Raw genomic sequence first — 26,942 nt, 5'->3', positions numbered from 1 at the left:
ACCGACGACGGGGAGGAACCCATGGCGGGAGAACGACCGCTCGTGGTCGCCACGGACGAAACCGTGCTCGACGAGATACTGCGCGTGGCCGCGGTCGCGGGCTGCGAGCTCGACCGCGCCCCGGACCTGACCGCGGCGGGCGGGCAGTGGGCCCGCGCGCCGCTGGTGGTCCTCGACGAGGAAACCGCGCTGCGGCCGCCCGGGCTGCCCCGCCGTGGCGGGATCCTTCTGGTCTGCAAAGGCGCTCCGGCGCCGAGGACGTGGGAGCACGCGTTCCGCGTCGGCGTCGAGCGCGTGATCTCGTTGCCGGAGGAGGAGACCGAGCTCGCGGGGGCGTTCGCGGACGTCGTCGAGACGCCGGCCGAGGAGGCCGGCCTGGTGCTCGGCGTGGTCGGCGGCCGCGGCGGCGCGGGTGCGTCGGTCTTCGCCGCGACCCTTGCCCTGGCCGCCGACCGCGATCCCGGCGGTGCCCTGCTCGTCGACTGCGATCCGCTCGGCGGTGGCCTGGATCTGTTGCTCGGCTTGGAAAAGACACCCGGGCCGCGCTGGTCCGAGGTCCGGCTGAGCGGCCGGGTGTCGGTACCGGCGCTGGCCGCCGCGCTGCCCCAGCGCCGGCACCGCGGCGGCAGCCTGCCGGTGCTGGCGTGCGGCCGTGAAGGGGAGGGGCCGTCGGCGGAATCGCTGTCGGCGGTCCTCTCCGCCGGCCGCCGCGCGGGACGCACGGTGGTCTGCGACCTGCCGCGCACCCTCGGCGAAGCGGCGGCGGAAGCGGTCACGGTGGCCGACCTGGTGGTGCTCGTGGTGCCGGTGGAGTTCCGCGCGTGCATGGCGGCGAAGCAGGTGCTGCGGAGTCTGTCGGCCATGACGGCCCGGCTGGGCGTGGTCGCGTGTGGACGGTCCCGGTCCGGCGTCTCGGCGGCCCAGACCGCGGGGCTCCTCGGGCCGCCGCTGCTGGCGGCGATGCCGCCGGAGCGAGGTCTGCCGGGTGCGGTGGAGCGCGGCGAGTTCCCGGCCAAACCGGCGGGCCCCCTGACCGCGGCAGCGGCGAACGTCCTGGCGGTGGCCCGCCGCGAAGCCCGGGCGGCGAACCGATGACGCGCCCCGACGTCCTCCGCCGAGCGGTCGACCCGACCCGGGTCGGTGACCTCCTGCTCCCGACGCTCCTCACCTTGGCGGGCCGGGACCGGGCCGGCGCCCGGCGTTTCCTGACCCGGCTCCGCACTCCGTCCCCGGCCCCGGCGGTGAACCCGTGACGACCGACTTCGTGGACCGCGTCCGCAACCGCCTGGCCGGCGACCGCCGCCAGGCCGACCCGGTCGCCGTCGCGACCGCTGTGCGGGCCGAAGCGGGCGGCGCTCTCGGCCACGACGCGGTGCTGGACGCCGCCCGCCAGGCTCGCGACGAGTTCGTCGGCGCCGGTCCGCTGGCCCCTCTCCTCGAGGACTCGGCGACCACCGACGTCCTCGTCACCGGTCCCGGCGAGGTCTGGACGGACGGTCCGCACGGCCTCACCCGCACCGAGATCCGTTTCGACGACGAGGAATCCGTCCGCCGGCTGGCCCAGCGCCTCGCACTGGCCGCGGGACGTCGTCTCGACGACGCACAGCCCTATGTGGACGGCTGGCTGCCCGGATCCGGCCCGCACGGCCGCATCCGCGTGCACGCCGTCCTCCCGCCGGTCGCGGCCAACGGCACCTGCCTGTCCCTGCGGGTCCTCCGCCCGGCGACCCACGACCTCGCGGCGTTGCGCGACTTGGGCGCGTTCGACGCGAGCGGTGCGAAGCTGCTGGAGAACGTCGTGTCGCGGCGCATGGCGTTCCTCGTCACCGGCGGCACCGGCGCGGGCAAGACCACGCTGCTGGCCGCGTTGCTGGGCGCGGTCGACCCGGGCGAGCGGATTGTCTGCGTCGAGGACGCGGGCGAGCTGCAGCCGTCGCACCCGCAGTTCGTCGGCCTGGTCTCCCGGCCGGCCAATGTGGAGGGTGCGGGAGCGGTCGGCCTGCCCGAGCTGGTGCGTCAGGCACTGCGGATGCGTCCCGACCGGCTGGTCGTCGGTGAGGTCCGCGGCGCCGAGGTCGGCGCGCTGCTCACCGCCCTGAACACCGGTCACGACGGCGGCGCCTGCACGCTCCACGCCAACTCCCCGGCCGAAGTGCCCGCGCGCATCGAGGCATTGGCCGCACTCGGCGGCTTGGGCCGCGACGCCGTTCACAGCCAGCTCGTCGCGGCGATCCGCGTCGTGCTCCACATGCGACGCGAACCGGGCGGCCGACGATGTCTCGCCGAGGTCGGCGTGCTCCGCAGTGAACGCGGCCGGGCCCGCGTGGTGCCGGTGTGGCGCGCGGGCCGCTGGACGGTCGACCGCCACCTCTTCGTCACGACCGGAGCGCTCGCGTGCTGACTCCAGTTTTCCCTTGCCACCGAAGGAGACCACGATGATCACCGCCTGGCTCCCGCTGTGCCTCGGCGCGGCATTGGTGTGCTGGCCCGCGCGGCCCGGCAGGCTGCAGGCCGCGGTGGAACACCCGGCGACGAAGTCCCGCATCCGGCTGCCCGAGTTGTGGCCGGTCGTCCGCTGGCTGCTCCCCGCCGCGCTGGCCGGCCTGCTCGCCGGAGTCGGCGGCGCCGTCGCCGCCGGCGTGCTGACGCTGGCGTGGCGCCAGGAATGGCAAGCCCACCGCCGCGCGAACCGGGACCTCGCGCTGGCCTCGCAGACGGCGACCGCGTTGCGGACGATGGTCGCCGAGCTGCGCGCCGGAGCCCACCCGGTGACGGCAGCGGAAGCCGCCGCCGAAGTCATCCCCGCCGTCTCAGCGGACCTGCGTGCCCTGGCAGCCGCGGCCCGCCTGGACGGCGAACTACGAGCACCAGCGGTCCCGGAACTGGCCACGGCGTGGACGTTGGCGAGGCGATACGGCCTCCCCATGGCCGACGTCCTGGACGCCACCCGCCGCGACGCCGAAGCCGCCCTGGCGTACGCCCGCCGCATGCGAGCCAAACTGGCCGGCCCACGATCAAGCGCCGCGGTGCTCACCGGCCTCCCGGTGCTGTGCGTACTACTCGGCCAGGCGATGGGCGCGGCACCGCTGTCCGTACTGACCGAAACCACACCAGGCCAGCTCCTGCTGGTCCTAGGCAGCATCCTCCTCTGGGCGGGAACAGCCTGGTGCCGCACCCTGACCGGCCAGGCCCGACTCCGATGACCGCACCCGAACCGTTTGTCAGCCGGCGCGCTCTTCGTCTGGCCGCCAACCGCCCAGCGCCGCGCCCTGAGCGACCGGGTCCAGTTCCTGTGATTGCGGCCGCCTTGTTTGTTCTCTGGCACGGTCTTCGTCTGGCCGAGAACGGCCTAGCGCCGCGCCCTGAGCGACCGGGTCCGGCTCCGATGAATGCGGCAGCACCGCTTCGCCGACGCTGTCCTTGTCTGGGCGTGTACGGCCCGGCGCCCGGCCCTGAACAGCCGAGTGCGGCTCCGGTGACCGCACCCGCACTGTTTCTCAGCCGGCGCGCTCATCGTCTGGCCGCCAACCGCCTAGCGCCGTGCCCTGAGAGACCGGGTCCGGCTCCGATGACCATGGCTGCGCTGCTTCGCCGGCGCTGTCCTCGTCCGGGCGGGAACGGCCCGATGCCGCGCCTCGACCGGCTGGATGCGGCACTGATGACCGCGGCCGCCCTGTTTGTTCGCCGGCGTGGTCGTCGTTTGGCCGGGAACCGCGTGGTGCCGTGCCTTGACCGGCGACCGGGTCCGGCTCCGATGACCATGGCTGCACTGTTGTTGTTCGCCTGCGCTGTCCTCGTCTGGGCGGGAACCGCGTGGTGCCGCGCCCTGACCGGACGGGTGAGACTCCGATGACCGCGCCCGCGCTACTGCTGTTCGCCTGCGCCGTACTCGTCTGGCCGGGCGACGCCACCGCGGCACGGCGGTTCGCCTGGCTGAAGGCAAGCCGGCCACCCCCGCCGGCGCGCACCCGGCCAAGCGCGGTGCCGCACGTCGCGGCGACACTGGGCGGCGTCTCGCTGGCCGTACTGATCGGCGGCGTGACCGGGACCGTCGTCGGCGCGCTCGTGACAGCCGCCGGGTGGTGGGTGATCCGCCGTTCCCGTCGGCCACGAGCACCGGCGGCCGACATCACCACCAGGCTCCGGCTGGCGGGGATGCTCGACCTCCTGGCCGCCTGCCTGCGAGCGGGACTCCCGGTACCGACAGCACTTGACGCCGTGTCCGGCGCCGCACCAGTCGAGGTGGCTGCGGCGCTGCGCTCGGCAGCGGCGCTGCTGGCCCTCGGTTCGGACCCCGGCGACGCCTGGGCACCGGTGCAGGACCTTCCCGGCCTCGGCGAGCTGGCGGTCGCCGCGATCCGGACGTCCCGCTCGGGCGCCGCGTTCGCCATGGCCGCCGGCGACCTCGCCGAGCGGCTCCGAGAGCAACTGGCGACGGAGGCCGAGGAACGTGCCGAACGGGCGGGAGTGGCACTAGCCCTGCCAGTCGGCCTGTGCTTCCTGCCCGCCTTCTTCTGCCTCGGCGTACTGCCGGTCGTCCTCGGCCTGGCCGGACGTCTCGGCCCGCTCTTCTGACCACACCCATCGAAAGGAACCCCATGCGCGACGACGACGGCTCCACGACGGTCGAATACGCGATCGTCACGGTCGCGGTAGCAGCCTTCGCGGCCGTCCTCTACACCCTGCTGACCGGCGACTCGGTCGTCTCATGGCTGACGAACCTGGTCATGAAGGCCCTGTCGGTCCCATCATGACCCGCCGCGACGACGGCTCGGTCACCGTCGAGGCGGCACTGGGCCTGGCCGGGCTCACGGTGGTGACAGTGTTGCTGCTGGCCGCGCTGACGTCCTTGATGGCCCAGCTGAGCTGCACAGACGCAGCCCGCGAGGCGGCACGCCTGGTGGCCAGAGGCCAGCCACACGAGGCCGAGGCGGCGGTCCACCAGATCGCCCCACCGGGCGCAACGTTGGAGGTCCAGCACTCGGACGGCGAAATCACGGTAAGCGTGGCAGCCAACCCAGCCGACTGCCTCCTCCCGGCAATCAACCCGAGGGCAACGGCCTACGCACTGGCCGAGCCAGGCACCGAGGCAGCCGATGCCCCAGGTTGACGCGCAAGAGGCCCACCGTCCTCGCGCAGATACGCCAACTACCCAGCCACACGAGAAAGGGCGGCCGACGACGAACACCAGAGCGGCGACTGCCCGGGCGCAACGCAAGCAGCGCCCGGCGGCGAGTAGCGGAGGGGCGATCATCTGCACGGCGCCGACCGCCCGGGTACAAGGCGAAGGGCGGCTGGCAACGGACAGCGGTGCGGCGACCATCTGGACCGCGATGGCCGTCGCGGCGGTGACCGGCGTCGCCGTGCTCGGGTTCTGGCTCGGGGGCCTGGTCATTGCGCGGCATCACGTCGAATCGGCCGCCGATTTGGGTGCGCTCGCCGCGGCCTCCCACGCCTCAGAGGGACCGGACCAGGCCTGTGACCGTGCTCGATGGGTGGCCGAGCGGATGGGGGTCACGCTTCTGACCTGCCGATGGCAACGGCTGGATGCCCTGGTCGAGGTCGAAGCGCCGAGTTCGGGGTTCGCCGGACTGCCCGGTCCGTCCGCCCACGCCCGGGCTGGTCCGGCCGGCCAACCGTGACCGGCTGCGACGCCCAGCCCGTTCTCAGCGAACGACGGTTCACCAACGCGGCCGCGGGGTACATCAATATCTCGCCACCCCGAGCCACCGCTCGCCGCGGTCTGAGCTGATCTGCCGGTGCGGTCGACCGGCGGACGCCGACCGGTCGGTATGCGGGGGTGACCGGCTGCTTCCGGCGGCTGCGCGATGAGCGGCTGTTGGTCACGCGCAGCGGTCATCGGTGCACGGTGAGCGGTCAAAACCGCGTCCCACCTGGGCTGATGAACGCCGTCCGGGCGGCATCGAGGGCCGTCGGCGGGCTGGTGAGGACGGGAATCGCACGACGAACGGTCCCTGTTTCCCTGCCGTTCACCGTGCATCGCGTACCGCTGGGTTCGGTCCAGCGGTAGGGACTACGAGGCGTTCATCGCCCAGTAACCACCGGTTGTCGCGTGGGGGTTCCGGGCAATGTGCAACTTGCCGTTAAGTGAGACGTGCGACACCACGGCAGGTCTCCAGGGGTCGCAACGAACCAGACCTCACAGGCAGGAAAGACATGTTGGACGCGAATTGGCCGGACAGCTGGCGCGGCGCCTTCCGCATCGAACTGCGGGCGGAGGCGATCGGTCTCGCCTGGCGTGGCTGGCCGGTGCTGCCGGGCGTCAACCCCGCGCCGCTGACCGACGGCGACGACCTCACCTGGCGCCGTCCCGTCCCGGCCAGTGACAACTGGCGCGAGCAGATCGGCACCCACGCCCACGAGGTCGCCACCTGGTTCTCCGACCGCACGCACAGCCTGCTCGTCGCCACCGGCACCGTGCTCGACGCCATCGAGGTCGACGACGAACTCGGCAAGCGCGCCTGCCGCCTGCTCCGCGCCCTGGGCCACCCCGCCCCCATCATCGCGCTGCCGAACGGCCGCTGGCTCTTCCTCACCACTGTCGCCGACCACGTGCCGGCCGAGCTCGCCTCCCGCGCCACGATCCAGTGGCACGGCAAGGACAGCTGGATCCCGCTGCCGCCTTCGCCGTTCCAGCACGGTGTCGTGCACTGGCGCGTCAAGCCCGAGGTCTGCGGCTGGCACCTGCCGGACGCCGCCGAGGTGCAGGACGTGCTCGTCCGTGCGCTGGCCGGCGCCGACGCCGCGCTGCTGGTCCAAACCACCGCGGCCTGAACCACCGAACCACCGCCCCCGGCCGGTCCCAGCCCGGTCGAGGCGGAGCAGGACACAACTCCATGGACCACATGTGTGGCCGTTCTAGGTGCCGTGTTGACGCAACGCCCCGAGCACGGTTCCCAGAACTGCCACCGCCCCTGCCTTGTCCAGCGGTTCGTTGCCGTTCCCGCACTTCGGCGACTGAACGCAGGACGGGCATCCCGTCGGGCACTCGCAGGAGACGATCGCCTCCCGCGTTGCGACCAGCCACGGGACAATCGCGGCATAACCGCGCTCGGCAAATCCCGCACCCCCGGGATGGCCGTCGTGCACGAACACCGTTGCCTCCCCGGTGTCTTCGTGCCACGCGGTACTCACCCCGCCGATGTCCCATCGGTCGCACGTAGCAAACAGCGGTAGCAGGCCGATCGCCGCGTGCTCGGCGGCATGCAGGGCACCGGGGACCCGTGCCGGAATCAATCCGGCACCCCCCGGTGTCCTGCCACCCTCGTGAACGGGCCCCCGACCGTTCGCCAGGGTTTCCTTCCCGGTCCCCACCGGCCCCGCAGATTCGGTCCCCACCCGATGGCCCCCGGTCCCTGCCTCGCCATCGGCTGAACCCGAATCCACGGAACTCGCGGAATCGCCCGGCCCAGCCGGATCTGCGGAACTTGCGGAACGGCTCGAACCAGCCGGTTCTGCGGAACGGCCCGGAGCAGCCGAATCCGCGAGACTCGCGGAACGGCCCGAACTTGCCGGTCCCGGACCCGTGAAATCACTCGGCCCAGCCGAAGTTGGGCTCGGGGAACCACTCGGAGCAGCCCGATCCGGAGCCACAGGACCGGCCGCCTTCGGATCCGCGAAACTTGCGGTATCGCTCAGACCAGCCGGAACTGCGGCACTCGCGATACCGCTAGAACCAGCCAGAGCCGCGGAATCGCTCGAACCAGCCAGCTCCAGATCCGCGGAACTCGAAGAAACCCTCGCCCCAGCTGAGCGCACAAAACCGCTCGACCCAGCGCGTACCGCGGCCGTTCCCAGCAGTTCCGACGAGATCGTGTACCAGACCGCTCTCGTGTGCAGGCTCTGTTCCGGCAGGTCGAGCGGCGTCGAGTCCAGCACCTCACCCGACGGACGTCGCCGCAGGTAGCCGACTACCTGGGATGTCACCGCTACCTCGCCCAGGCAGACCGTTACTCCGCCGAAGTCCTGCTTCTCCAACGTGCTCAGCACCGAGATGTCGACGATCTCGCGTGGTGTTGTCGTCCAGTCCGGGTTTTCCGCGTGGACCATCGCCAGCCCGGTCTCCAGGTCCAGCTCGTCGACGACGTACGACGACCCCTGGTGCAGGTAGACCGCGCCGGGGTGGACGGCGAAGCACGCCGAGCCCGGGTCGACCGTTCCCAGCATCCGGCCGGAGTCGGACTCCACCACCGCTATCTGGTCGCCGCCGGTGCCGCGGATGCCGACGTCGGCGTGCGGGCGGTCGTGGGACGTCCAGTACCAGCCGCTCGAGCGGCGCCGCAGCAGCTTCTGGTCGGCCAGTTCGGCCAGTACGTCCAGGGCCGCGTTGCCGCCGAACATCTCCAGCTCGGGGACGGTCAGGGGCAGCTCGGCCACGGCGCACGCGAGCTGCGGCACCAGCACGTACGGGTTCGCCGGGTCGAGGACCGCCGTCTCCACCGGCCGGTCGAGCAGCGCCGCCGGGTGGTGGACCAGATAGGTGTCGAGCGGGTCGTCCCGCGCCACGAAAACCACCAGTGCCGAGTCGCCTGAACGGCCCGCGCGGCCGGCCTGCTGCCAGAACGACGCGAGGGTGCCCGGGTAGCCGGCCAGCACCACCGCATCCAGGCCCGCGATGTCGACGCCCAGCTCGAGCGCGTTGGTCGTCGCGACGCCCAGCAGCCGCCCCGACAGCAGCGCCGCCTCAAGGGCTCGACGCTCCTCCGGCAGGTAACCAGACCTATACGCCGCAACGGCTACCGACAACCTGGGGTCCACTTCGGACAGTATTCGACGGGCACCCAGCGCGGCCAGCTCCGCGCCCCGGCGCGAGCGGATGAAGGCCAGCGACCGCGCGCCCTCGACGACCAAGTCGGCGAGGATCCGTGACGCCTCCGCACCGGCCGACCGCCGGACCGGCGCGCCGTTCTCACCGGTCAGTTCTTCGAGCAGCGGCGGCTCCCACAACGCGACCGTCCGCGCGCCGCGCGGCGACGCGTCATCGGTGACCGCGACACACGGAACCCCGGTGAGCCGCGAAGCGAACGAAGCCGGCGAAGCCGTGGTCGCCGACGCGAGCACGAACACCGGTGAAGCGCCGTAGTGCTCGGCCACCCGCCGGAGCCGGCGAAGCAGCAGGGCCACGTGCGACCCGAAGACCCCGCGATAACTGTGGCACTCGTCGACGACCACGCAGCCGAGCCGCCGGAAGAACGGCGCCCACCGCCCGTGCGCCGAGAGGATCCCGCGGTGCAGCATGTCCGGGTTGGTGAAGACCCAGTTCGCGTGCGCGCGCACCCAGTCGCGCTCCACCATCGGCGTGTCCCCGTCGAAGGACGCCGCCCGGACGCCCGGCACGTCCAAAGAGGACACCGACCGCAGCTGGTCCGCGCCCAGCGCCTTGGTCGGCGAGAGGTACAGCGCCGTCGACTTCTCGCCCGCGGCGAGCCGCGACAGCACCGGCAGCTGGTAAGCCAGCGACTTACCGGACGCCGTGCCGGTCGAAACCACGACGTGCCGGCCCTCGTACGCGTGCGAGGCCGCCTCGGCCTGGTGCTCCCACGGCGCCGGCACGCCGCAGTCACTCAGCGCGTTCACGACCGCCGGATCGGCCCACGACGGCCACGGCACGCACCGCGCCGCCCGGCCCGGCAGGTCCGCGACGTGCGTGATCGGGTCTTCGCGCGCCGGGATGCCCGCGGTCACCCGCCCCAGCAGCCGCCGCCCACGTGATTCGTCCACTCGCCGAGCTTGGCACAGGGGTCCGACAGTTCCGGCGCATCCCAGCAGGGCCAACGGATCAGCAGCAGAGTGATCGATCAAGTGAGGAGGCTCACAAGGTAACGGATTGTACCGTCCCCGGGACGGCTTGTCGGGCCTGGTTGCAGTACCAATACACTCCCGCAATCCACACCCTCTGTGGTGAGCGTCATGTGAGACGTGCATTGCTGCCCGGCTAGCGTGTCGCTCGGTACAGGGTCCATGCCAGCGTAGGCCGTGTCGAACCCTCGGCTCGTCGACGCTGGCGCATGTCGACGTCTCCTGGAGGACGAATGGCACGGCAGTTCCTCGCGGAGGGCGGCAACATCACGCTCTCCGGAGGTGGCTACACGATTGTCGGTGTAGTCGCCGTGGTCGCGCTTGCCGCACTCGTCATCGGCTACGTCTTGCTCAAGGAGGTGCTGGCCGCGGGCCAGGGCACCGCCAAGATGCAGGACATCGCCAAGGCGGTGCAGGAAGGTGCGGCCGCATATCTGAAGCGGCAGCGGAACACTCTCGCCATTTTCGGCGCGATCGTGTTCCTCCTGCTTTTCGCACTCCCCGCCGACGACTGGAACGAGAAGATCGGCCGCTCGATCTTCTTCCTGGTCGGCGCGGCTTTCTCGTTCGCGATCGGTTACCTCGGCATGTGGCTGGCGACGCAGGCGAACCTGCGCGTGGCCGCCGCGTCGCGTGAGGAAGGCGGCCGCGAGACCGCCATGCGCGTGGCCTTCCGCACCGGTGGTGTGGTCGGCATGATCACCGTCGGCCTCGGCCTCTTCGGTGCCGCGGTCGTCGTGCTGGTGTACACCGGCCAGGCCCCGAAGGTGCTCGAAGGCTTCGGTTTCGGCGCTGCGCTGATCGCCATGTTCATGCGTGTCGGCGGCGGTATCTTCACCAAGGCCGCCGACGTCGGCGCCGACCTCGTCGGCAAGGTCGAACAGGGCATCCCGGAGGACGACCCGCGCAACGCCGCGACCATCGCGGACAACGTCGGTGACAACGTGGGTGACTGCGCCGGCATGGCCGCGGACCTCTTCGAGTCCTACGCCGTGATGCTCGTCGCCGCCCTGATCCTGGGCAGCACCGCCTTCGGCGTGCACGGCCTGATCTTCCCGCTGATCGTGCCGGCCATCGGCGTGATCACCGCGGTGATCGGTGTCTACATCACGAAGGCGCGCGTCGGCGAGGGTGGCCTCGTCACGATCAACCGCTCCTTCTACATCTCCGCGGTCATTTCCGCGGTGCTGTCGGCGATCGCGGCGTTCGTCTACCTGCCGAGCAGCTTCTCGGACTTCGGCGCCGGCTTCGAAAACTCGGGCAACCCGGCGGTCATCGCGACCATCGCGGTGATCATCGGCATCGTGCTCGCCGCGGTCATCCTGAAGCTGACCGGTTACTACACCGGCACCGAGTACAAGCCGGTCAAGGACGTCGCGCAGACGTCGGAGACCGGCGGCGCGACCGTCATCCTCTCCGGCATCTCGGTCGGTTTCGAGTCCGCTGTGTACACCGCGCTGGTGATCGGCGCGGCCGTGTTCGGCGCGTACCTGCTGGGCGGCGGCGTCGCGCTGTTCGCCGTGGCGCTCGCCGGTACCGGCCTGCTGACCACCGTCGGCGTCATCGTCGCGATGGACACCTTCGGTCCGGTCTCGGACAACGCGCAGGGCATCGCCGAGATGTCGGGCGACGTCGACGAGAAGGCGGCGCAGATCCTCACGGAGCTGGACGCGGTCGGCAACACGACCAAGGCCATCACCAAGGGCATCGCGATCGCCACGGCGGTGCTCGCGGCGACGGCGCTGTTCGGCTCCTACTCCGACGCGATCTCGAAGACGCTGGCGGGCATGGGGTCCGGGATCGCCGACGGCATTTCCGGGGCCAACTCGTTCGTCAACACGATCGTCAGCCCGAACACCCTCGTCGGCGTCATCGTCGGCGCGGCCGTGGTGTTCATGTTCTCCGGTCTCGCCGTCAACGCGGTCTCCCGCGCTGCCGGCGCGGTGGTCTACGAGGTCCGTCGCCAGTTCCGCGACATCCCCGGGATCATGGAGGGCACCACCCGTCCCGAGTACGGCAAGGTCGTCGACATCGTCACGCGCGACTCGCTGCGTGAGCTGACGACGCCGGGTCTGCTGGCGGTCTTCGCCCCGATCGCGGTCGGTTTCGGCCTGGGCACCGGCGCGCTCGCCGGCTACCTGGCCGGCGCGATCGCCTGCGGCACCCTGATGGCGATCTTCCTCGCCAACTCCGGTGGCGCGTGGGACAACGCGAAGAAGCTGGTCGAAGACGGCAACCACGGCGGCAAGGGTTCGTCCGCGCACGAGGCCACCATCATCGGTGACACCGTGGGTGACCCGTTCAAGGACACCGCCGGCCCGGCGATCAACCCGCTGATCAAGGTGATGAACCTGGTCTCCGTGCTGATCGCGCCCGCCGTCGTGCAGTTCTCGATCGGCCCGGACCAGAACACCGCCGTGCGCATCATCATCTCGCTGGTCGCGCTCGCCGTGATCGTCGCGGCGATCGTGGTGTCGAAGCGCCGGGGAACCGTCCTCACGGACACCCCGACCGAGATCACGGCCTGACACACGCAGTACCCGCTTCCCGGGCCCGGCACGCAGCGTCGCGTGCCGGGCCCGGGGTGTGTCAGCACTTCCCACACTGGCCCGGCGACTTGCGAAGCGGCACCGAGTCGGTACCGTCGGGCTCTCGGGGGACGTCGTCGAGCAGGAGGTGTGCAGGTGCGGCCGCGGTCAACCGTCTTAGCCGCTCTGACCACGACGATCACCATCGGCCTCGCCGGCTGCGGCCAGCAGGCCGCCACGCAGTCGCCGGCGCGGGACCAGGGTCTGCCGGTGACGACCGTGGTGCCGCAGGCCGATCCCGCGGCGAGGTGGGCGGACGGCTACTGCGGCGCGGTGGGTGACCTGGTCCACGCGCTGGCCTCGCTCCCGGCCGTCGATCCGAGCACGCCGCAGCAGGCGTCCCGGACGACGGGCGACCTCCTGGCCTCGGTGGTGAGCGGGCTCGACCGGAGCCTCGCCGGCCTGAACGCGCTCGGCGCGCCGCCGGTACCCGCCGCGGACGCCGGCCGCGCGGACGTCATCGGGCAGTTCACCGAGATCCGCACGCAGGCCGAGAACGCACGCCGGCGCATCGCCGCCGTCCAGGGTGACGCGCAGGCGTCCAAGGCGGCTCTCGGCGAGGCCCGCGCCACGCTGGACCGCCTCGACGCCCTGGACTACCTCAGGGGCCTCGAGAACGTGCCCGCCCTGGAGGCGGCCCGGCAGCGGGCGCCCAGCTGCGGTCAGCTCGACGAGCCGCCACGCTGAAAGATCCGGTGACCCTCGCCACGAATCGAACTTGTGTTCTAGTATGGCGCGGTGGATCGGACGATCTCGCTCTTCTCCGCGGAGGCCAGCGGGCCCGGCCTGGGCGACCTGGCCGGGCTGTTGTGCTGCCACGGCCAGATCACCGGTTTCGGGCGCACCGCCGCGCGGCTTTCGGTGGTCGTCGAGGAGCCGTGGCGGGCGCACGTCCTGGCGCGTGAGCTGCGGCAGCGCGGCGCGGACGCCCAGGTCTCCAGGGCCGACTGCGGCAACCCGCAGGTGCGGACGTCGTTCCGGGTGGACCTGCTGCCGCTGGCGCTCAGGTGGCTGCGTGAGGGCTGCGCCGGCCCGGTGGAGGACGACTCGGGCAAGGCGGTGCCGGACGGTTTCCGGCTCAGCGGCGCGGTGCTGCGGATGTGGGCGCTGGCCGGCGGCCGCCCCGGGACGCAGGGGTACCTCCTCGGCGTCGACCCGCTGGCGCCCGGCATGCACGAGCGGCTGGTCGAGGCGCTGACGCCGTTGGGCGTGATGGCGAAGTTGACCGGCCCGAAGGCCGAGGTCCCGGCGGTGAAGGTCACCGGGAAGCGCAGGTTGGAGGCGTTGCTGGAGCTGATCGGGGAGCCGCCGCGAGGCGCCGAAGGGGCGTGGCCCGGTGCGGCGCCGGAGGCGGCTCCGCACCCGGAGGCCGTGACGAGCACGGCCTGACCGGGTGCGGCTGCCGCGTCAGGGCCGGGGCAGGGTGCAGCCGGACTGGGTGAGCGCGATTTCGCTGGCCGCGGTGAGGCAGGCCGGAATGCCGTAGGTCTCCTGGCCGTAGTTGGTCAGGTGGTGCACCGTCACGTTGCCGGACTGGTCGACCTCGCACGGGTTGTTCTCCGTGCAGCGCTGGCCGTCCTCGTTGCCGGTGTTGTTGACGCCGACGACCTTGCCGCCGGAGATGATCGGCGAGCCCGAGGTGCCGCCGATGGTCTGGCAGGCGGAGGTGTAGCGGATCGAGTCCTTCCAGGTCCAGCTGCCCTCCTTCAGGCGGTAGACGAACCCGTCGATGTTGCAGGAGTAGACGCGCTTCCAATAACCGGAGACGACGTCGATCGCGGAGCCCGCGGCCGGGTGCGCGTTCGACAGCTCCAGCGGCGAGATCCCGTAGCTCGACTTGATCTGCGCGTAGGTGGTGGTGAGCTGGTAGAGCGACACGTCGGTGTCGGTCATCGTGCCGTAGATGATCTTCTTCGCCCGGAGCGTGGCCTTGTTGCTCCCGCTGGCGGTGAGCAGCGTGAACGTCCGGCTCGACGCCTGGTTGGTGATCACCTGCCCGGGGCCGGGGAAGCCGCTTTCGAGGCAGTGGCCGTTGGACATGACGATCGCGGGCGCGGTGTCCGGCGTCGCGGCCGGCTTGACCACCGAGCCCGAGCAGTTCGACAGCGCCACGGTGCCGGCGAAGTTCGCCGCGGCGGCGTTCGCCGGAGTGACTCCCAGTAATACGGTGGCGGTCACGGCGGTGAACAGGGCGCCGAGCAGGCGTCGGGTCATGGCGGATCCTTTCGGCTGGACGGGGAATCCAGTGAAGCGGTCACGTCCCCGCGCCCACCACCGTCGAACGGAGGGTATCCAGATGGTCACGCGCTAGGCTGCGCGGCACGTGGCCGAAATCACGTGCCCGGTGTAGAGAGGAAACATCGCCGAGGTCAGCGGCGATGCGGTGGACACAGGCTCAGCGGCGTGTTGGGCCACCTCCACGCCGTCCGGGCTGGGAGAGCGTGCACACTGACAGGTCGAGACGCGGGCTTGGACCCCCCGTCAGGGGTTCGGACGTGGTGCAGTCCCGCGGCGGCGGGACGAGATGAGCGGAGAGCAGGACAGCGTGGCAGGAGCACGGACCAAGAAGAACGGAGCCGGGGCGGACAACGGCGCCGGGCACCGGCGGCTCGTTATCGTCGAGTCACCGACCAAGGCCCGCAAGATCGCCCCTTACCTCGGCGGCGGTTACGTCGTCGAGTCCTCCGTCGGGCACATCCGCGACCTGCCGCGTGGAGCCGCCGACGTCCCCGCCCAGTACAAGGGCGAGTCGTGGGCCCGGCTCGGTGTCGACGTCGACAACGACTTCAAGGCCCTCTACGTGGTCACCCCGGACAAGAAGTCCAAGGTCACCGAGCTCAAGGGGCTGCTGAAGGACGTCGACGAGCTCTACCTCGCGACGGACCCCGACCGCGAGGGCGAAGCCATCGCGTGGCACCTGCTCGAGACGCTCAAGCCGAAGGTCCCGGTCCGCCGGATGGTCTTCCACGAGGTCACCGAGCAGGCGATCCTCGCGGCCGCCGACTCGACCCGTGAGCTGGACGCCGACCTCGTCGACGCCCAGGAGACCCGCCGCATCCTCGACCGCCTCTACGGCTACGAGGTCTCGCCGGTGCTGTGGAAGAAGGTCATGCCGAAGCTTTCGGCGGGCCGCGTGCAGTCGGTGGCGACCCGGATCGTGGTCGAGCGGGAGCGCGAGCGGATGCGCTTCACCTCGGCGTCGTACTGGGACATCTCCGCGACGATGGACGCCGGCGAAGAGGCGTCACCGCGGAACTTCCCGGCCCGCCTGGTCGCCGTGGACGGCGCCCGCCTGGCCACCGGCCGCGACTTCGGCTCGGACGGGCAGCTCAAGGCGTCGAACAACGAGATCCGCGTGCTGGCCGAGGCCGACGCGCGACGCCTGGCCGACGCGCTGAAGCAGCGTGACTTCAAGGTCTCGAGCGTCGAGGAGAAGCCGTACACGCGGAAGCCGTACGCGCCGTTCATGACCTCGACGCTGCAGCAGGAGGCGGGCCGCAAGATGCGGTTCACCTCGGAGCGCACCATGCGGATCGCGCAGAAGCTGTACGAGAACGGTTACATCACTTATATGCGTACCGACTCGACGACCCTCTCGGAGTCGGCGATCTCGGCGGCGCGCAGCCAGGCCACGCAGCTGTACGGCAAGGAGTACGTCTCGCCGTCGCCGCGCCAGTACACCCGCAAGGTCAAGAACGCGCAGGAAGCGCACGAGGCGATCCGTCCCTCGGGCGAGGTCTTCCGCACGCCGGGCCAGGTCGCGAGCGAGCTGGACACCGACGAGTACCGCCTCTACGAGATGATCTGGCAGCGCACGATCGCCTCGCAGATGGCCGACGCCAAGGGCACCACGATGTCCGTGCGCATCGTCGGCAACGCGACGTCGGGCGAGGAGTGCACCTTCGCCGCTTCGGGCCGCACGATCACCTTCGCAGGCTTCCTGAAGGCGTACGTCGAGGCCGTCGACACCGAGACCGGTGGCGAAGCCGACGACAAGCAGAGCCGCCTGCCGGTGCTCGAGAAGGACCAGGACCTCACCGCGACCGAGCTGTCCCCGGACGGGCACACGACGTCGCCGCCGGCGCGCTACTCGGAGCCGAGCCTGGTCAGCAAGCTGGAAGAGCTGGGCATCGGCCGACCGTCGACGTACGCGTCGATCATCAAGACCATCCAGGACCGCGGTTACGTCTGGAAGAAGGGCTCCGCGCTCGTTCCGTCGTGGGTCGCGTTCGCCGTGATCGGCCTGATGGAACGGCACTTCGAGCGGCTCGTCGACTACGACTTCACCGCCGGCATGGAGGACGAGCTCGACCGCATCGCCAACGGCGACGAGCAGCGCGGCCAGTGGCTGTCGAAGTTCTACTTCGGCGGCGACATGGGCGTCGACGGCTCGATCGGCCGCCTCGGCGGGCTGAAGAAGCTGGTCGAAGGCAGTGTCGAGGACATCGACGCTCGGGAGATCAACTCGATCCCGCTGTTCAGCGACTCCGACGGGCACACCGTCGTCGTCCGGGTCGGCCGCTACGGCCCGTACCTGGAGCGCGAGGTCGACGGGAACTCGCAGCGCGCGAACCTGCCCGAGGACCTGCCGCCGGACGAGCTCTCGCTGGAGATCGCGGAGAAGCTGTTCGCGACCCCGCAGGAGGGCCGCACGCTGGGCGCCGACCCGGTGAGCGGGCACGAGATCGTCGCGAAGGAAGGCCGCTTCGGGCCGTACGTCACCGAGGTCCTGCCGGAGCCCGAGCCGCTGCCCGAGACCGCGACGGCCGCGCAGAAGAAGGCCGCGAAGGCGAAGCAGCCGAAGCCGCGCACGGGCTCGCTGTTCAAGTCGATGGACATCGAGACGGTGAACCTCGAAGACGCGCTGAAGCTGCTTTCGCTGCCGCGCGTGGTCGGCAAGGACCCGGAGTCCGGCGACGAGATCACGGCGCAGAATGGGCGCTACGGGCCGTACCTGAAGAAGGGCACGGACTCGCGGTCGCTCACGACCGAGGACCAGCTGTTCTCGATCACCGTCGAAGAGGCGCTGAAGATCTACGCCGAGCCGAAGCAGCGCAGCCGCTCCGCCACCGCGAAGCCGCCGCTCAAGGAGCTCGGCGAGGACCCGGTGTCGAAGAAGCCGATGGTCGTCAAGGACGGCCGGTTCGGCCCGTACGTCACCGACGGCGAGTACAACGCGACCCTGCGCAAGGGTGACGACATCGACGAGCTCACCGCCGAACGGGCGTCCGAGCTGCTGGCGGAGAAGCGGGCGAAGGGGCCGGCGCCGAAGCGCAAGGCGCCGGCACGCAAGCCGGCGTCAACGACGGCGAAGACGGTCAAGGCGGGAACGAGCAAGACCGCCAAGGCCGCGGCCACGAAGACCGCTCCCAAGCGCACCACGGCCACGAAGGCCAAGTAGCTCCCAGGAAGTCCGTGAAGGCCTCCTTACCGGCTGTTATGGCCGGTAAGGAGGCCTTCACGGCGTTCGGACCGCTCGAAGACCGTTCGGCGACTCGTCCGGTGGAGTCGAACATATGTGCGAGAAATTGTCGGTGCCAGGGTGTTCAATCGAGGGGTGAACAACTCAGTCGCCGTCTTCGACGTCATCGACGAGGTCATCGCCCCGCTCTCGGCCGAGGTCCCGGAGCGGCCCTCCGTGATGGAGTTCTACGACCCCGAGTTCGAGATCCCGCCGGTGCTGGCGGACACCGAGCCCCGCTTCTCGCGTCCGGACGAGCGGCCGCGGAGCCTGGCCGACGAGGTCGAGCAGTACACCCGGTTCGTCGCCGGGATGGCCGCGATCGGCCTGGCCCCGGGCGGCGAGGTCACGGCGGAGGCCGTCGGGCTGTACCGGGCGTTGCGGGGCGGCTTCATCCGCGGCGTCGTCACCGGCGTCTTCCCGGCCCGGCGCGAGCCGTGGGAGGTCCGGTTCTTCGGCGACGAGGACTACACCACGGTGTTGCACAAGCTGGGCAACCGCGCGCGGCTGCGGTCGGGGTTCCTCAGCGAGCTGCCCGGCTGGGTGTTCGACGGGCTGCCCGACCGGCCACCCGGGCCGGGCCGGGAGGTGCGCATCGAGACCGACGAGGGCGGCCTGATCCCGCGCCGGTGCGAGGAGGCCGTCGAGCTGATCCGCGAGTGCGCGGCGCGGCCGCGGCTGGGCACGGTGCTGGTCGACCTCGCGGTGCGGAACTCGATACTGGCCGAGTACCCGCACGGCGCGTTCGGCCTGGTGGACAACGACCTCGGGCGCTACCAGTTCAGCGCGGCCGTGGGGCGGAGCGGGCGCTGGACCGTCACGTGGGGACCGGCGTCGCGGAGCACGGCCGAGCAGTGGATCGTCGAGGCGGTGCAGAGCCATGCCTGAGCCGGCAGCGCGGAGGGATCTCACGGTGCGCGACGCGATCCTCGCCGCCGTCGAGGAGAACAGCGGCGTACCGGTGTGGCGGGGCGCGGCCGCGGCGCCGGTCGAGCCGCGTGACACGGGAACGGCGGACCATCGCGGACGGAGCGAGGTGCGGCGTCATGGCTGAGCGCACGGCGGCGCGCGAGCTGCTGGAGCTGGCGGCCTGGCCGGTGCTGGCGGCGATGCCGGACCGCGAGCCGGTCGACCGGCTGTACAACCCGGACGTCAGCGACCACGACATCCTCGTCCACGGCCCGGTCTCCGACGACCCGGCGGACCTGGCCGAGGAGGTCGAGCGGCACGTGGCGTGGGCCGCCTGGATCGACGGCACGCCGTTCGGCGAGGACGGCGAGCTCAACGACGTCGGCTTCGAGGTCGTGTCGCTGATGCTGCGCGGTTCGGTGCGCGCGGCGCTGTGCGGCGTGTTCGACGAGGGGCCGGAGACCGCGGACATCCGGTGCTACGCCGACGGCGAGCGGGCGTTCATGATGGGCTCGCTGCCCGGCCGCACCGCGATCCACCTCGCCGACTTCGACGAGCTGCCGGAGATGCTGGTGGCGGAGCTGCCGGAGGTGCCGTTCGGCAGCCCGCGCCGCGCGATCTGGGTCTCGGTGGACGCCGACGGCCTGGTCCACGACGGCCAGGACGACGACGTCGGCGCGATGCGCGAGGTCCTGGCCCGTCCGCGCTCGGGCACGGCGGTGCTGGACATGCTCGCGTTCGGCGGGCTGTGCGCCGAGTTCCCCGACCACGGGTTCGTCCTGGTCGACACGGACCTGGGCCGCTTCGCGCTGGCGGCCCTGGACCGTGGTGACGGCCGGCGCCAGCTGGTGCTGAGCCCGTTCAGCCGCGAAATGCTCCGCGACTGGTGCCGGAAGATGATCGATCTGGGGCAGGAGGAGATTTCCTGACCCGATGACCGAGGGGCGATTGCTCCATCCGGGCTCGATCGCCACGCGCGAAACTGGCCATCTTGACACCCTGGGTGTGACCAGTCCTGAGCTGGTCGCTGACCGTGACTGTGACGGGCTTCACTACGATCTGTCACCATTGGCGGTCGACCGAAGCCTCGGCGGACTGGACACTGCTGGGGGTTCGGGCGTGGGCTTGCGCTGCGTGACGAACCCTCCTTTGGAGACAGAGCCATTGGGCGGATGCGTTATCCGCCTTGGTCGCTACCCTGGAAAGGCGAGGACATTCAGTAGTGAGGTGGTCACCATGAGCGCGAACGGTGAGGCTCCCTTCTTCAGTGCCCCCGAGCTCACTCAGCGCGACGGCACACTGTCCGAAGCACCAGGCGAGATGTTCGCGGATCCGGTCTCCGGACTGGTCACCACGGACCCCGAGCCCCGCACCGCGATGCCGAACGGCCACGAGCCCGACGCCATCTCGGTCGCCGGGCCCGTGCAGCACGACGAGGAGGTCGTACGCCGGATGGTGGAGGAGACCCTCCGCGAAGAAGGCGTGACCGGGGCCCAGGCCCCGGGAGCGATCCCACCCGCCGGCACCACGGGCACGCTCGGCGAGGACGTGGCTCCGCCGCTCGGGGTGCTGCCACGGCAACGCAACCGGCAACGGACCTGGCCGAAGCGGGCACCGCAGATGCTCCGGCCCGTCCGGCAGCAGCAGGCACCGCCGGCGGCGGAGGACGACTTCGACGAAGACCTCGAGGTCGTGCCCGTCAAGCGGCGCAAGCTGCCGAAGATGCCGGCGATGTCGATGCCGGCGATCGGACGTCCGTCGTCGAGTGCTTCGGGCGTGATACTCGCGGTGGTGCTGCTGATCGTGTTCGGGTTCGTCGCCATCGAGATGGTGTCGAGCCTGGTCAGCAGCGTGACGGGGTTGTTCGACTGACGTTCTCCTGCTGATCCCCACCCCACTGGGACCTCGGGGTCGTCCGCGTGCCAGAGGCCGATCGGGCTACCCTGGCTACACGGTCGGGCTAACTCACGAGGGTGCCCGGCACCGCGGTGACTAGTGGGGTGGGCGTATCAGCGAGGGCGTGCGATCGGTACCCGGGGCCGGCCCGGGCGGGTCGTCGGGCGCCGAGGCGTCCACGATCAGCCGGGTCCGGCGGGTACTGGCGATCAAACCGTTCCGGCGCCTCTGGGGCGTCACGTACCTGTGCAGCGTGGCCGACTGGCTGAACATCCTGGCCCTCACCGGCCTGGCCACGAAGCTGACGAACAACTACTTCGCGCAGAACTTCGCCTTCGTGGGCGTCGTGCTGACCGGGCTGGCGCCGGGGCTGCTGTTCGCCCCGGTCGGCGGCCTGCTCGCGGACCGGTTCGACCGCCGCAAGGTCATGATCGTGGCGGACCTGCTGCGGTGCGGCTTCCTGCTGTCCATCGCCTTCGTCAGCGCGCCGTGGTGGCTGCTGGTCGGCAACTTCCTGGTCGGCAGCGCGGCGAGCATGTGGATCCCCTCGAAAGAGGCCGCGGTCCCGAACCTGCTCCGCCGGCCCGACCAGGTAGAGACGGCCAACCAGCTCGGCATGGTGATGACCTACGGCCTGGCCGTCGTCACCGCGGCCGGCGCGAACGCGATCCTCACCGGCATCAACACGAACTTCCTCCACGTTCCCGGCGAAGACACCAGCCTCCGCATCGCGAAGCTGGTCGTCGTCATCACCGCCCTGCTCTACCTGGCCAGCGCGATCCTCATCGCCACCCGGATCCCCGAGCTTTCGCTGCGCAACGTCCACGCGCTGCCGGAGCAGAAGGTCAAGGCGGCCGACGAGGAGAAGCTCGGCATCGGCACGATGATCGCCGACGGCTTCCGCTTCATCCGCACCACGCCGCTCGTGCGCGGGCTGCTGGTCGGCGCGTTCGGCGCGTTCGCCGCCGGCGGCGCCGTGATCGGCTCGGCCAAGCCGTACTCCTCCAGCCTGCTGGCCGGTGACTCGGCGTTCAGCCTCCTGGTGCTGGCCGTGTTCGTCGGCCTCGCCTCCGGCATGGCCTTCGCGCCGAAGCTGTCCCGGCGGCTCCCGCACGACCGGCTGTTCGGCGTCTCCATCATCGCGGCCGGGCTCTCGCTCGCGCTGGTCGCGTTGTCGCCGCACCTGTCGGTCTCGCTGATCACCGTGGTCCTGGTGGGGTTCTGGGCCGGGACGGCGTTCCTCACCGGTGTCACGATCATCGGCTCCCGCGTCGAAGACGCCATCCGCGGCCGGATCAACGCGATCTACCAGCTGATGATGAAGCTCGTCCTGTTCGGCACCACGGTCACCGTGCCGCTGATCGTCGGTGTCGTCGCGACGCGCACCATCACCGTCTGGGGCAGCCCGGTCACGATCGACGGCACCCGGCCGATCATGCTCGCCGGCGCGGCGATCGCGTTGATCGCCGGCTTCTTCGCCTACCGGCAGATGGACGACAAGCGCACCGAGCCGATCCTGTCCGACCTGCGCAACGCGCTGCGCCGCACCCCGAGGCGCGTCAACGGTTTCCTCATCGCCGTCGAGGGCACCACCGCGATCAACACCGCGATCCAGGCCGTCAACCTCGCCGACTGGATGCGCGGCGGGACCCGGCCGGTCGTCGTGGCGGCCGACCCGGCGCTCGACGACAAGCGGCTGACGGCGCTGGTTTCCGGCGCGTCGCTGACCGGTGCGCGTGCCCAGGCGCTGGCCGCCGCCGCGGTGCGGGCCGACATCGTCGAACGGCACGTCCAGCCGGCGCTCGACGCCGGTTCGGTGGTCGTGATGGAACGCTTCGTCGACTCGCCGCTGGCGCACCTGTCCGCCGTCGCGGGCCTCGACAGCAGCGAGCTCGAAGGCCTCGCCGACTGGGCGACCGGACGGCTGCGCCCGGACCTGACCGTCCTGCTCGACGCCGCTCCGCCCGGGGCGCCGCGCGACAAGGCGGCCACGATGAACGACCAGTGGCGGGTGCAGCACCTGCTCGTCGAAATGGCCGCGGCGGACCCGGATCGCTACGTCGTGATCGACGCCGACGGCACCGACACCGAGGTCGCCGAGCGGATCCGCACCGCACTGCGCGCCGTCTTCGTCGGCCGCCTGTCCGCACTGGCCCCGACGACCGAGAAGCCGGTCACGCTGCCGCTCGACGTCGAAGACCCCCTGACCGTCGAAACCCTCGAGACGTCGGAAGAGTCTCGCGTGGAGGCGAAGTGACGACGACCGAACGCATCGGCGTCTGGAACCACGTGGTCGGCCAGGAGGCCGCGGTCGAAACCCTGATGGCGGCCGCGTCCGCCGCGGCGAAGATCGTCGCCGGGGAACCGGCGCCGCCCGGCGCGATGACCCACGCCTGGCTGATCACCGGCCCGGCCGGGTCCGGCCGCTCGGTGGCCGCGCGGACGTTCGCCGCGGGCCTGCAGTGCAGCACCGGCACGGGTTGTGACGCCTGCGCCGGCTGCCACACGACGATGGCGGGCACCCACGCCGACGTCCGGCTCGTGGTGCCGGAAGGCCTGTCGATCTCGGTCGCCGAGATGCGCGCGCTGGTGCAGGCCGCGGCGCGCCGTCCGACCACCGGCAGCTGGCAGGTCGTGATCATCGAGGACGCGGACAGGCTCACCGAAGGCGCGTCGAACGCGCTGCTGAAGGCCGTCGAGGAACCGCCGGACCGCACGGTGTTCCTGCTCTGCGCGCCTTCGGACCACCCCGACGACGTCTCCGTGACGATCCGCTCGCGCTGCCGCCTGGTGACGCTGCGGACGCCGCCGGCGGAGGCGATCGCCGACGTGCTCGTGCGCCGTGACCACGTCGACCCGGAGCGGGCGCAGTGGGCCGCGTCGGTGTGCGGCGGCCACGTCGGCCGCGCGCGCCGGCTCGCCACCGACGAGGCCGCGCGCCAGCGGCGGGCCACGGTCCTGCGGATCCCACTCGGCCTGCGCCGGCCCAGCGACGTCTTCACGTGCGCCGACCAGCTGATCAGCGCGGCCGAGGCCGACGCGGGCGAGGCGAGCAAGGGCCGCGACGAGGACGAGCGCAACGAGCTGCGCACCGCGATGGGCGGCGACGGCATCGGCAAGGGCGTCGCCGGCGCCAAGCGGGCCGCCGAAGCCGCGGTGAAGCAGCTGGAGAAGAAGCAGAAGTCCCGCGCCACCCGCACCCAGCGCGACACGCTCGACCTCGCGCTGATCGACCTCCTGGGCTTCTACCGCGACGTCCTGGTGACGACCACCCGCTCCGGCGCGACGCTCAACCACCCCGACCAGGCCGACCAGATCGCCGAAGCGGCCTCGTCGTGGACCCCGGAGTCGACGTTGCGCCGCCTGGAAGCGGTGCTCGAATGCCGCGAGGCGATCGACCTGAACGTGAAGCCCCGCATCGCCGTCGAAGCGATGGTCACAACCCTGCGCCAGGGCTGAGGTCCGCCCGAAAGGACATTGTTCCGGCCAGGCGATCCGGTGACGCTGGATCCGTTGCGGTTTCCGCGCGGAAGGACCGGAAAATGCCTCACCGGAATGGTGATATCGAGGTCAAGGTCAGCCAGCAGATCCTTTGGGTGGGCGGTGAGGCGTACCCGCTGCGCAACATCGCGCGGGCGCGGGTGGTGCGGCTGACGATCCGGCGCGGGGCCGCGTTCGGCCGGTTCCTGGGTTTCGCGCTGCTGTGGCTGGTCCTCGGGTTGGGTGCCACCGTCGCGTTGCGTGCGGCGCGGAGCCAGGGAGTGCACCTGGACAAGAGCCTGGGCGACGTCGTGCTCGTCGTGATGGCGGTGCTGATCGCGATCGGCGCGCTCCGGCTGCTCTACCTCCTGCTGCGCCCGGCGCTTTTCGCGTTGGTGATCGAAACGGCGGGCAATCCGCACACCGCGTTGATCACCACCGACGAAGCCATCGTCGACCGGATCGTCCGGGAAATCATGGCGGCGATCAACAATCCGGCCGCGCGGTTCAGGTACACGGTCAACAACATCCACAACGGCGACAAGTACGGCGGCGATCGGGTCCAGGTGAGCGGGTCCGGCATCGGCAAGATCGTGCATTGACGGAGAGGGGACCGGGCGATGAGCGGTACCTACCACTACGGCGATTCCTACGGCGGTGACCGGGTCGAGGTCAGCGGGTCCGGCATCGGCAAGATCGTGCAGCACGGGCCAGTCGACCAGCAGGCGGCGTTCCGGGACCTGCTCGAAGCCGTCCAGGCGTTGCGCGCGCAGGTGTCCGATCCCGACCGCCAGGTGATCGACGAGTCGCTGGCCACCCTCCAGGCGCCGCGGCCGGAGCCGGCCAAGCTGCGTCGTGCCCTCGGCGCCGTCTCGGGTGTCGCGCTGATGGTCGGCCAGGTGGGCGCGCCGGTCGCCGAAGCGGTGCGCAAGGTCATGACCGCCCTCGGCGTGTGACGCACGAAAAACCCGCCAGGAGCCGGAGCTCCTGGCGGGTTCTCTCACCGCCCCGGGGCGGTCTCGGTCACTCGCGCGGGCGAGGTGACGGCTTGAACGGCTTCTGCTCGACCGCCACGGCCAGCGGACGACGGCGCGTGCCCGGCATCGCGGCCACCATGACCACGCCCAGCAGCAACATCGCGGTGCCCGACCAGAACAGCGGCACCGTGTCGTACGCGCCGCCGGTGTAGGCGAGGTTCTTCACCGGGCCCTTGGGCGCTTCGCCGCCCGCAGGAGGCGGCGTCGCCGTCGTTCCGCACACGACGCCGTCGGTCGGCGCGTAGGCCCGCGCGATCTGCTCGCCGAGCGACAGCTGGGCCAGCGAGGACGGCAGGTTCTTCTGCTGGTCGGCCGGAAGCAGGCTCTTGAGCTTGGTCGTCGGCAGCAGCTGCAGGTCGAACATCCGCGCCGACGCGCCGAGCTGGAAGCCCTTGAACGGCGTGGTCATCGCGGCGCTCTTCTGGTCGAGCCCGGCGATGCTCAGCCGCAGCACGCCCAGGTCGAGCACGGTGCCCGCGGTGTTGCCGACCTGCTGGACGCCCTTGGTGAGCGTCGAAACCAGGCCGCCGACCACCGGGATGTCGTTGAGCTGCCCGAACTGGTCGCTCAGCCCGGCCAGCGGCAGCCCGATCGGGATGTCCTTGGTCGGGTGCGCGGCGTCGAGCGTGTACAGCACCTTGCCGCCGGCCTCGATGGTCAGCACTGGCGCGGTGTACTCCACTTTGGACGTCTTCGCGTCGCCGGTGGAGGTCACCTTCAGCGTCGGCTGGCTGGCCACCTTGAGGCTCAGCGCCAGCGGGGTGCCCTTGAGGATCTCGATGTCCGCGCCCTGCACCGTCGACGTCGACTGCACGGCCTTGTTCTTCGAGCCGGGGATGTCGACGAGCTTCACCTGCGACCGCGACGAGAGCGTGTTCGGCAGGCTCAGCAGCGCGCCGGTGCCGTTCGCCGCGGTCTGGCCGCCGCCCTGCAGCAGGCCGCCGAGGCTCTGCAGGCCCTTGGTCAGGTCGAAGCCCTTCGCCAGCGTCGACGGGTCGAGCGCCAGCTTGTCGAGGCCGAGGTTCGGCAGCGACGGCACGACGTTCAACAGCGACAGGCTGGCAACGGACGTGCTGGCGTCGGCGATGGTGTCGACGCACGGGCCGAGCGTCGGGCTCCAGCGCGCGTGCGCGGTCCCGTTCAGCAGCCCGACGTTCAGCAGCGGGTTGGACGGCGCGTTCAGGCCACCGCTGATCTGCTGCGGGTTGTCCGGCAGCGCGGTCTGCACAACGCTGCCCGGCGTCTGCGGCGCGTTCCCGCCGACCGACAGCCCGAACGGCGACGCCTGCGCGACCGCCTTCTCGTAGCTGAGGTAGGCGTCGGAGTTCGCGGACGCGCTGGACAGGCCCATCCCGGCCTCGAGCGCCGACTGCTTCGGCAGGGTGTCCCCGAACCCGGGCAGGATCGTGCTCGTCGGCACGGAGTTGGGCAGCAGGCGCACGATCCCGAGCGCGGTGCCGGCGTCCCCGACGGCCTGCCCCAGCGGCTGCGGCCCGATCGGCGCCGAGATGGGCGCCTGCCCGGAACTCGCCGGCTGCGGAATCGGCGTCGTCGGATAGGTCGGGTCGGCCATCGCCGGCGCCGCGCTGAGCAGGAGCAACGCCGCGGCCGCCGGCAGGGCCGCCGAACGGGGCAGTCTTCGCCGCATGTGCCAGTGCCTCCAGGTAGGTCGACCGTGGTGTGAGATCGACGTCATAGGGCCCTAACGACGGTGCCCCGGGAAAGTAACGCTGACAGCCTCCGCTACACTGG

The 26,942-nt window shown here is 71.1% G+C and carries 24 protein-coding genes; 21 read left to right on the top strand and 3 right to left on the bottom strand.

The features are described from left to right. The first annotated feature begins 21 nt into the window (after positions 1–21). The 9 genes from ssd (at position 22) to VA596_RS06930 (ending at position 6,795) form a co-directional block, all read left to right on the top strand. Positions 22–1,095, top strand: coding sequence for a septum site-determining protein Ssd (gene ssd / locus VA596_RS06970; protein WP_323324488.1), 1,074 nt, complete (start codon positions 22–24; stop codon positions 1,093–1,095). Next, positions 1,092–1,253 carry a hypothetical protein gene (locus tag VA596_RS06965; RefSeq protein ID WP_323324487.1) on the top strand — a complete coding sequence of 54 codons (162 nt, stop codon included), beginning with the start codon at positions 1,092–1,094 and terminating at the stop codon, positions 1,251–1,253. The genes ssd and VA596_RS06965 overlap by 4 nt, the downstream gene beginning before the upstream one ends. Then, positions 1,250–2,401: a TadA family conjugal transfer-associated ATPase gene (locus tag VA596_RS06960; RefSeq protein ID WP_323324486.1), complete on the top strand. Its 1,152-nt coding sequence runs from the start codon at positions 1,250–1,252 to the stop codon at positions 2,399–2,401. Before VA596_RS06965 ends, VA596_RS06960 begins: the two co-directional genes overlap by 4 nt. A gap of 34 nt (positions 2,402–2,435) precedes the next feature. Further along, positions 2,436–3,203: a type II secretion system F family protein gene (locus VA596_RS06955; protein ID WP_323324485.1), complete on the top strand. Its 768-nt coding sequence runs from the start codon at positions 2,436–2,438 to the stop codon at positions 3,201–3,203. Between the two features lie 646 nt (positions 3,204–3,849). Next, entirely contained in the window at positions 3,850–4,575 is a 726-nt protein-coding gene (locus VA596_RS06950; RefSeq protein ID WP_323324484.1) for a type II secretion system F family protein, read from the top strand. Positions 4,576–4,598: 23 nt separating this feature from the next. Further along, positions 4,599–4,754, top strand: a complete 156-nt coding sequence (locus VA596_RS06945) for a DUF4244 domain-containing protein (RefSeq protein WP_323324483.1) — start codon at positions 4,599–4,601, stop codon at positions 4,752–4,754. Further along, complete coding sequence (locus VA596_RS06940; protein ID WP_323324482.1) at positions 4,751–5,110, top strand: TadE family type IV pilus minor pilin; 360 nt, start codon at positions 4,751–4,753, stop codon at positions 5,108–5,110. The genes VA596_RS06945 and VA596_RS06940 overlap by 4 nt, the downstream gene beginning before the upstream one ends. Positions 5,111–5,249: 139 nt before the next feature. After that, a complete protein-coding gene (locus VA596_RS06935; protein ID WP_323325693.1) occupies positions 5,250–5,642 on the top strand; it encodes an Rv3654c family TadE-like protein in 393 nt (130 codons plus the stop codon). A gap of 535 nt (positions 5,643–6,177) precedes the next feature. Beyond that, complete coding sequence (locus VA596_RS06930) at positions 6,178–6,795, top strand: bifunctional DNA primase/polymerase (protein ID WP_323324481.1); 618 nt, start codon at positions 6,178–6,180, stop codon at positions 6,793–6,795. An 84-nt stretch (positions 6,796–6,879) separates the two neighbouring features. Here the strand turns inward: VA596_RS06930 and VA596_RS06925 are convergent, their stop codons facing one another. After that, on the bottom strand, positions 6,880–9,705 hold the full coding sequence (locus VA596_RS06925) for a DEAD/DEAH box helicase (protein WP_323325691.1): 2,826 nt from the start codon (positions 9,703–9,705) through the stop codon (positions 6,880–6,882). Positions 9,706–10,052: 347 nt separating this feature from the next. Between VA596_RS06925 and VA596_RS06920 the strand changes: the two genes are divergently transcribed. From VA596_RS06920 to VA596_RS06910, 3 genes are all read left to right on the top strand, one after another. Beyond that, entirely contained in the window at positions 10,053–12,347 is a 2,295-nt protein-coding gene (locus VA596_RS06920; protein ID WP_323324480.1) for a sodium-translocating pyrophosphatase, read from the top strand. Positions 12,348–12,503: 156 nt separating this feature from the next. Continuing rightward, positions 12,504–13,094, top strand: coding sequence for a hypothetical protein (locus tag VA596_RS06915; RefSeq protein ID WP_323324479.1), 591 nt, complete (start codon positions 12,504–12,506; stop codon positions 13,092–13,094). Positions 13,095–13,145: 51 nt separating this feature from the next. Further along, the gene (locus VA596_RS06910) at positions 13,146–13,796 is read left to right on the top strand and encodes a hypothetical protein (protein WP_323324478.1); all 651 of its coding nucleotides are present in this window, start codon (positions 13,146–13,148) and stop codon (positions 13,794–13,796) included. 18 nt (positions 13,797–13,814) lie between these two features. Here the strand turns inward: VA596_RS06910 and VA596_RS06905 are convergent, their stop codons facing one another. Then, positions 13,815–14,621 (bottom strand): S1 family peptidase, encoded by an 807-nt coding sequence (locus VA596_RS06905; RefSeq protein WP_323324477.1) that lies wholly within the window; start codon positions 14,619–14,621, stop codon positions 13,815–13,817. Positions 14,622–14,931: 310 nt separating this feature from the next. Here VA596_RS06905 and topA point away from each other — a divergent pair, with 310 nt between their 5' ends. The 9 genes from topA to VA596_RS06860 all read left to right on the top strand — a co-directional run bounded on the left by topA (position 14,932) and on the right by VA596_RS06860 (position 25,109). Continuing rightward, entirely contained in the window at positions 14,932–17,808 is a 2,877-nt protein-coding gene (gene topA, locus VA596_RS06900) for a type I DNA topoisomerase (RefSeq protein WP_323324476.1), read from the top strand. Positions 17,809–17,964: 156 nt separating this feature from the next. After that, positions 17,965–18,756 (top strand): ESX secretion-associated protein EspG, encoded by a 792-nt coding sequence (locus tag VA596_RS06895; protein ID WP_323324475.1) that lies wholly within the window; start codon positions 17,965–17,967, stop codon positions 18,754–18,756. Between the two features lie 25 nt (positions 18,757–18,781). Next, positions 18,782–18,922: a hypothetical protein gene (locus VA596_RS06890; RefSeq protein WP_323324474.1), complete on the top strand. Its 141-nt coding sequence runs from the start codon at positions 18,782–18,784 to the stop codon at positions 18,920–18,922. After that, positions 18,915–19,706: a hypothetical protein gene (locus tag VA596_RS06885; RefSeq protein WP_323324473.1), complete on the top strand. Its 792-nt coding sequence runs from the start codon at positions 18,915–18,917 to the stop codon at positions 19,704–19,706. The genes VA596_RS06890 and VA596_RS06885 overlap by 8 nt, the downstream gene beginning before the upstream one ends. A gap of 307 nt (positions 19,707–20,013) precedes the next feature. Continuing rightward, positions 20,014–20,649: a hypothetical protein gene (locus VA596_RS06880; protein ID WP_323324472.1), complete on the top strand. Its 636-nt coding sequence runs from the start codon at positions 20,014–20,016 to the stop codon at positions 20,647–20,649. 148 nt (positions 20,650–20,797) lie between these two features. Beyond that, positions 20,798–22,930: a bifunctional MFS transporter/dTMP kinase gene (locus VA596_RS06875; RefSeq protein ID WP_323324471.1), complete on the top strand. Its 2,133-nt coding sequence runs from the start codon at positions 20,798–20,800 to the stop codon at positions 22,928–22,930. Next, the gene (locus VA596_RS06870) at positions 22,927–24,132 is read left to right on the top strand and encodes a DNA polymerase III subunit delta' (RefSeq protein ID WP_323324470.1); all 1,206 of its coding nucleotides are present in this window, start codon (positions 22,927–22,929) and stop codon (positions 24,130–24,132) included. Before VA596_RS06875 ends, VA596_RS06870 begins: the two co-directional genes overlap by 4 nt. 83 nt (positions 24,133–24,215) lie before the next feature. Next, positions 24,216–24,755 (top strand): DUF6232 family protein, encoded by a 540-nt coding sequence (locus tag VA596_RS06865; protein ID WP_323324469.1) that lies wholly within the window; start codon positions 24,216–24,218, stop codon positions 24,753–24,755. 18 nt (positions 24,756–24,773) lie between these two features. Then, positions 24,774–25,109 (top strand): hypothetical protein, encoded by a 336-nt coding sequence (locus VA596_RS06860; protein ID WP_323324468.1) that lies wholly within the window; start codon positions 24,774–24,776, stop codon positions 25,107–25,109. Between the two features lie 67 nt (positions 25,110–25,176). Here the strand turns inward: VA596_RS06860 and VA596_RS06855 are convergent, their stop codons facing one another. Then, positions 25,177–26,838 (bottom strand): hypothetical protein, encoded by a 1,662-nt coding sequence (locus tag VA596_RS06855; RefSeq protein WP_323324467.1) that lies wholly within the window; start codon positions 26,836–26,838, stop codon positions 25,177–25,179. Between the last annotated feature and the right edge of the window lie 104 nt (positions 26,839–26,942).

It is taken from the genome of Amycolatopsis heterodermiae, from assembly GCF_034929455.1.
GTDB lineage: Bacteria > Actinomycetota > Actinomycetes > Mycobacteriales > Pseudonocardiaceae > Amycolatopsis > Amycolatopsis heterodermiae.
Note: the sequence above shows the minus strand (reverse complement) of the source record. Positions and strands in the feature narration are given on the sequence as shown.

Coding starts and splice junctions, on each gene's coding strand:
- VA596_RS06965 (WP_323324487.1), top strand. CDS start 1,092: ATGACGCGCCCCGACGTCCTCCGCCGAGCGGTCGACCCGACCCGGGTC.
- VA596_RS06880 (WP_323324472.1), top strand. CDS start 20,014: ATGAGCGCGAACGGTGAGGCTCCCTTCTTCAGTGCCCCCGAGCTCACT.
- VA596_RS06950 (WP_323324484.1), top strand. CDS start 3,850: ATGACCGCGCCCGCGCTACTGCTGTTCGCCTGCGCCGTACTCGTCTGG.
- VA596_RS06865 (WP_323324469.1), top strand. CDS start 24,216: ATGCCTCACCGGAATGGTGATATCGAGGTCAAGGTCAGCCAGCAGATC.
- VA596_RS06855 (WP_323324467.1), bottom strand. CDS start 26,838: ATGCGGCGAAGACTGCCCCGTTCGGCGGCCCTGCCGGCGGCCGCGGCG.
- topA (WP_323324476.1), top strand. CDS start 14,932: ATGAGCGGAGAGCAGGACAGCGTGGCAGGAGCACGGACCAAGAAGAAC.
- VA596_RS06930 (WP_323324481.1), top strand. CDS start 6,178: ATGTTGGACGCGAATTGGCCGGACAGCTGGCGCGGCGCCTTCCGCATC.
- ssd (WP_323324488.1), top strand. CDS start 22: ATGGCGGGAGAACGACCGCTCGTGGTCGCCACGGACGAAACCGTGCTC.
- VA596_RS06920 (WP_323324480.1), top strand. CDS start 10,053: ATGGCACGGCAGTTCCTCGCGGAGGGCGGCAACATCACGCTCTCCGGA.
- VA596_RS06860 (WP_323324468.1), top strand. CDS start 24,774: ATGAGCGGTACCTACCACTACGGCGATTCCTACGGCGGTGACCGGGTC.
- VA596_RS06905 (WP_323324477.1), bottom strand. CDS start 14,621: ATGACCCGACGCCTGCTCGGCGCCCTGTTCACCGCCGTGACCGCCACC.
- VA596_RS06945 (WP_323324483.1), top strand. CDS start 4,599: ATGCGCGACGACGACGGCTCCACGACGGTCGAATACGCGATCGTCACG.
- VA596_RS06955 (WP_323324485.1), top strand. CDS start 2,436: ATGATCACCGCCTGGCTCCCGCTGTGCCTCGGCGCGGCATTGGTGTGC.
- VA596_RS06940 (WP_323324482.1), top strand. CDS start 4,751: ATGACCCGCCGCGACGACGGCTCGGTCACCGTCGAGGCGGCACTGGGC.
- VA596_RS06885 (WP_323324473.1), top strand. CDS start 18,915: ATGGCTGAGCGCACGGCGGCGCGCGAGCTGCTGGAGCTGGCGGCCTGG.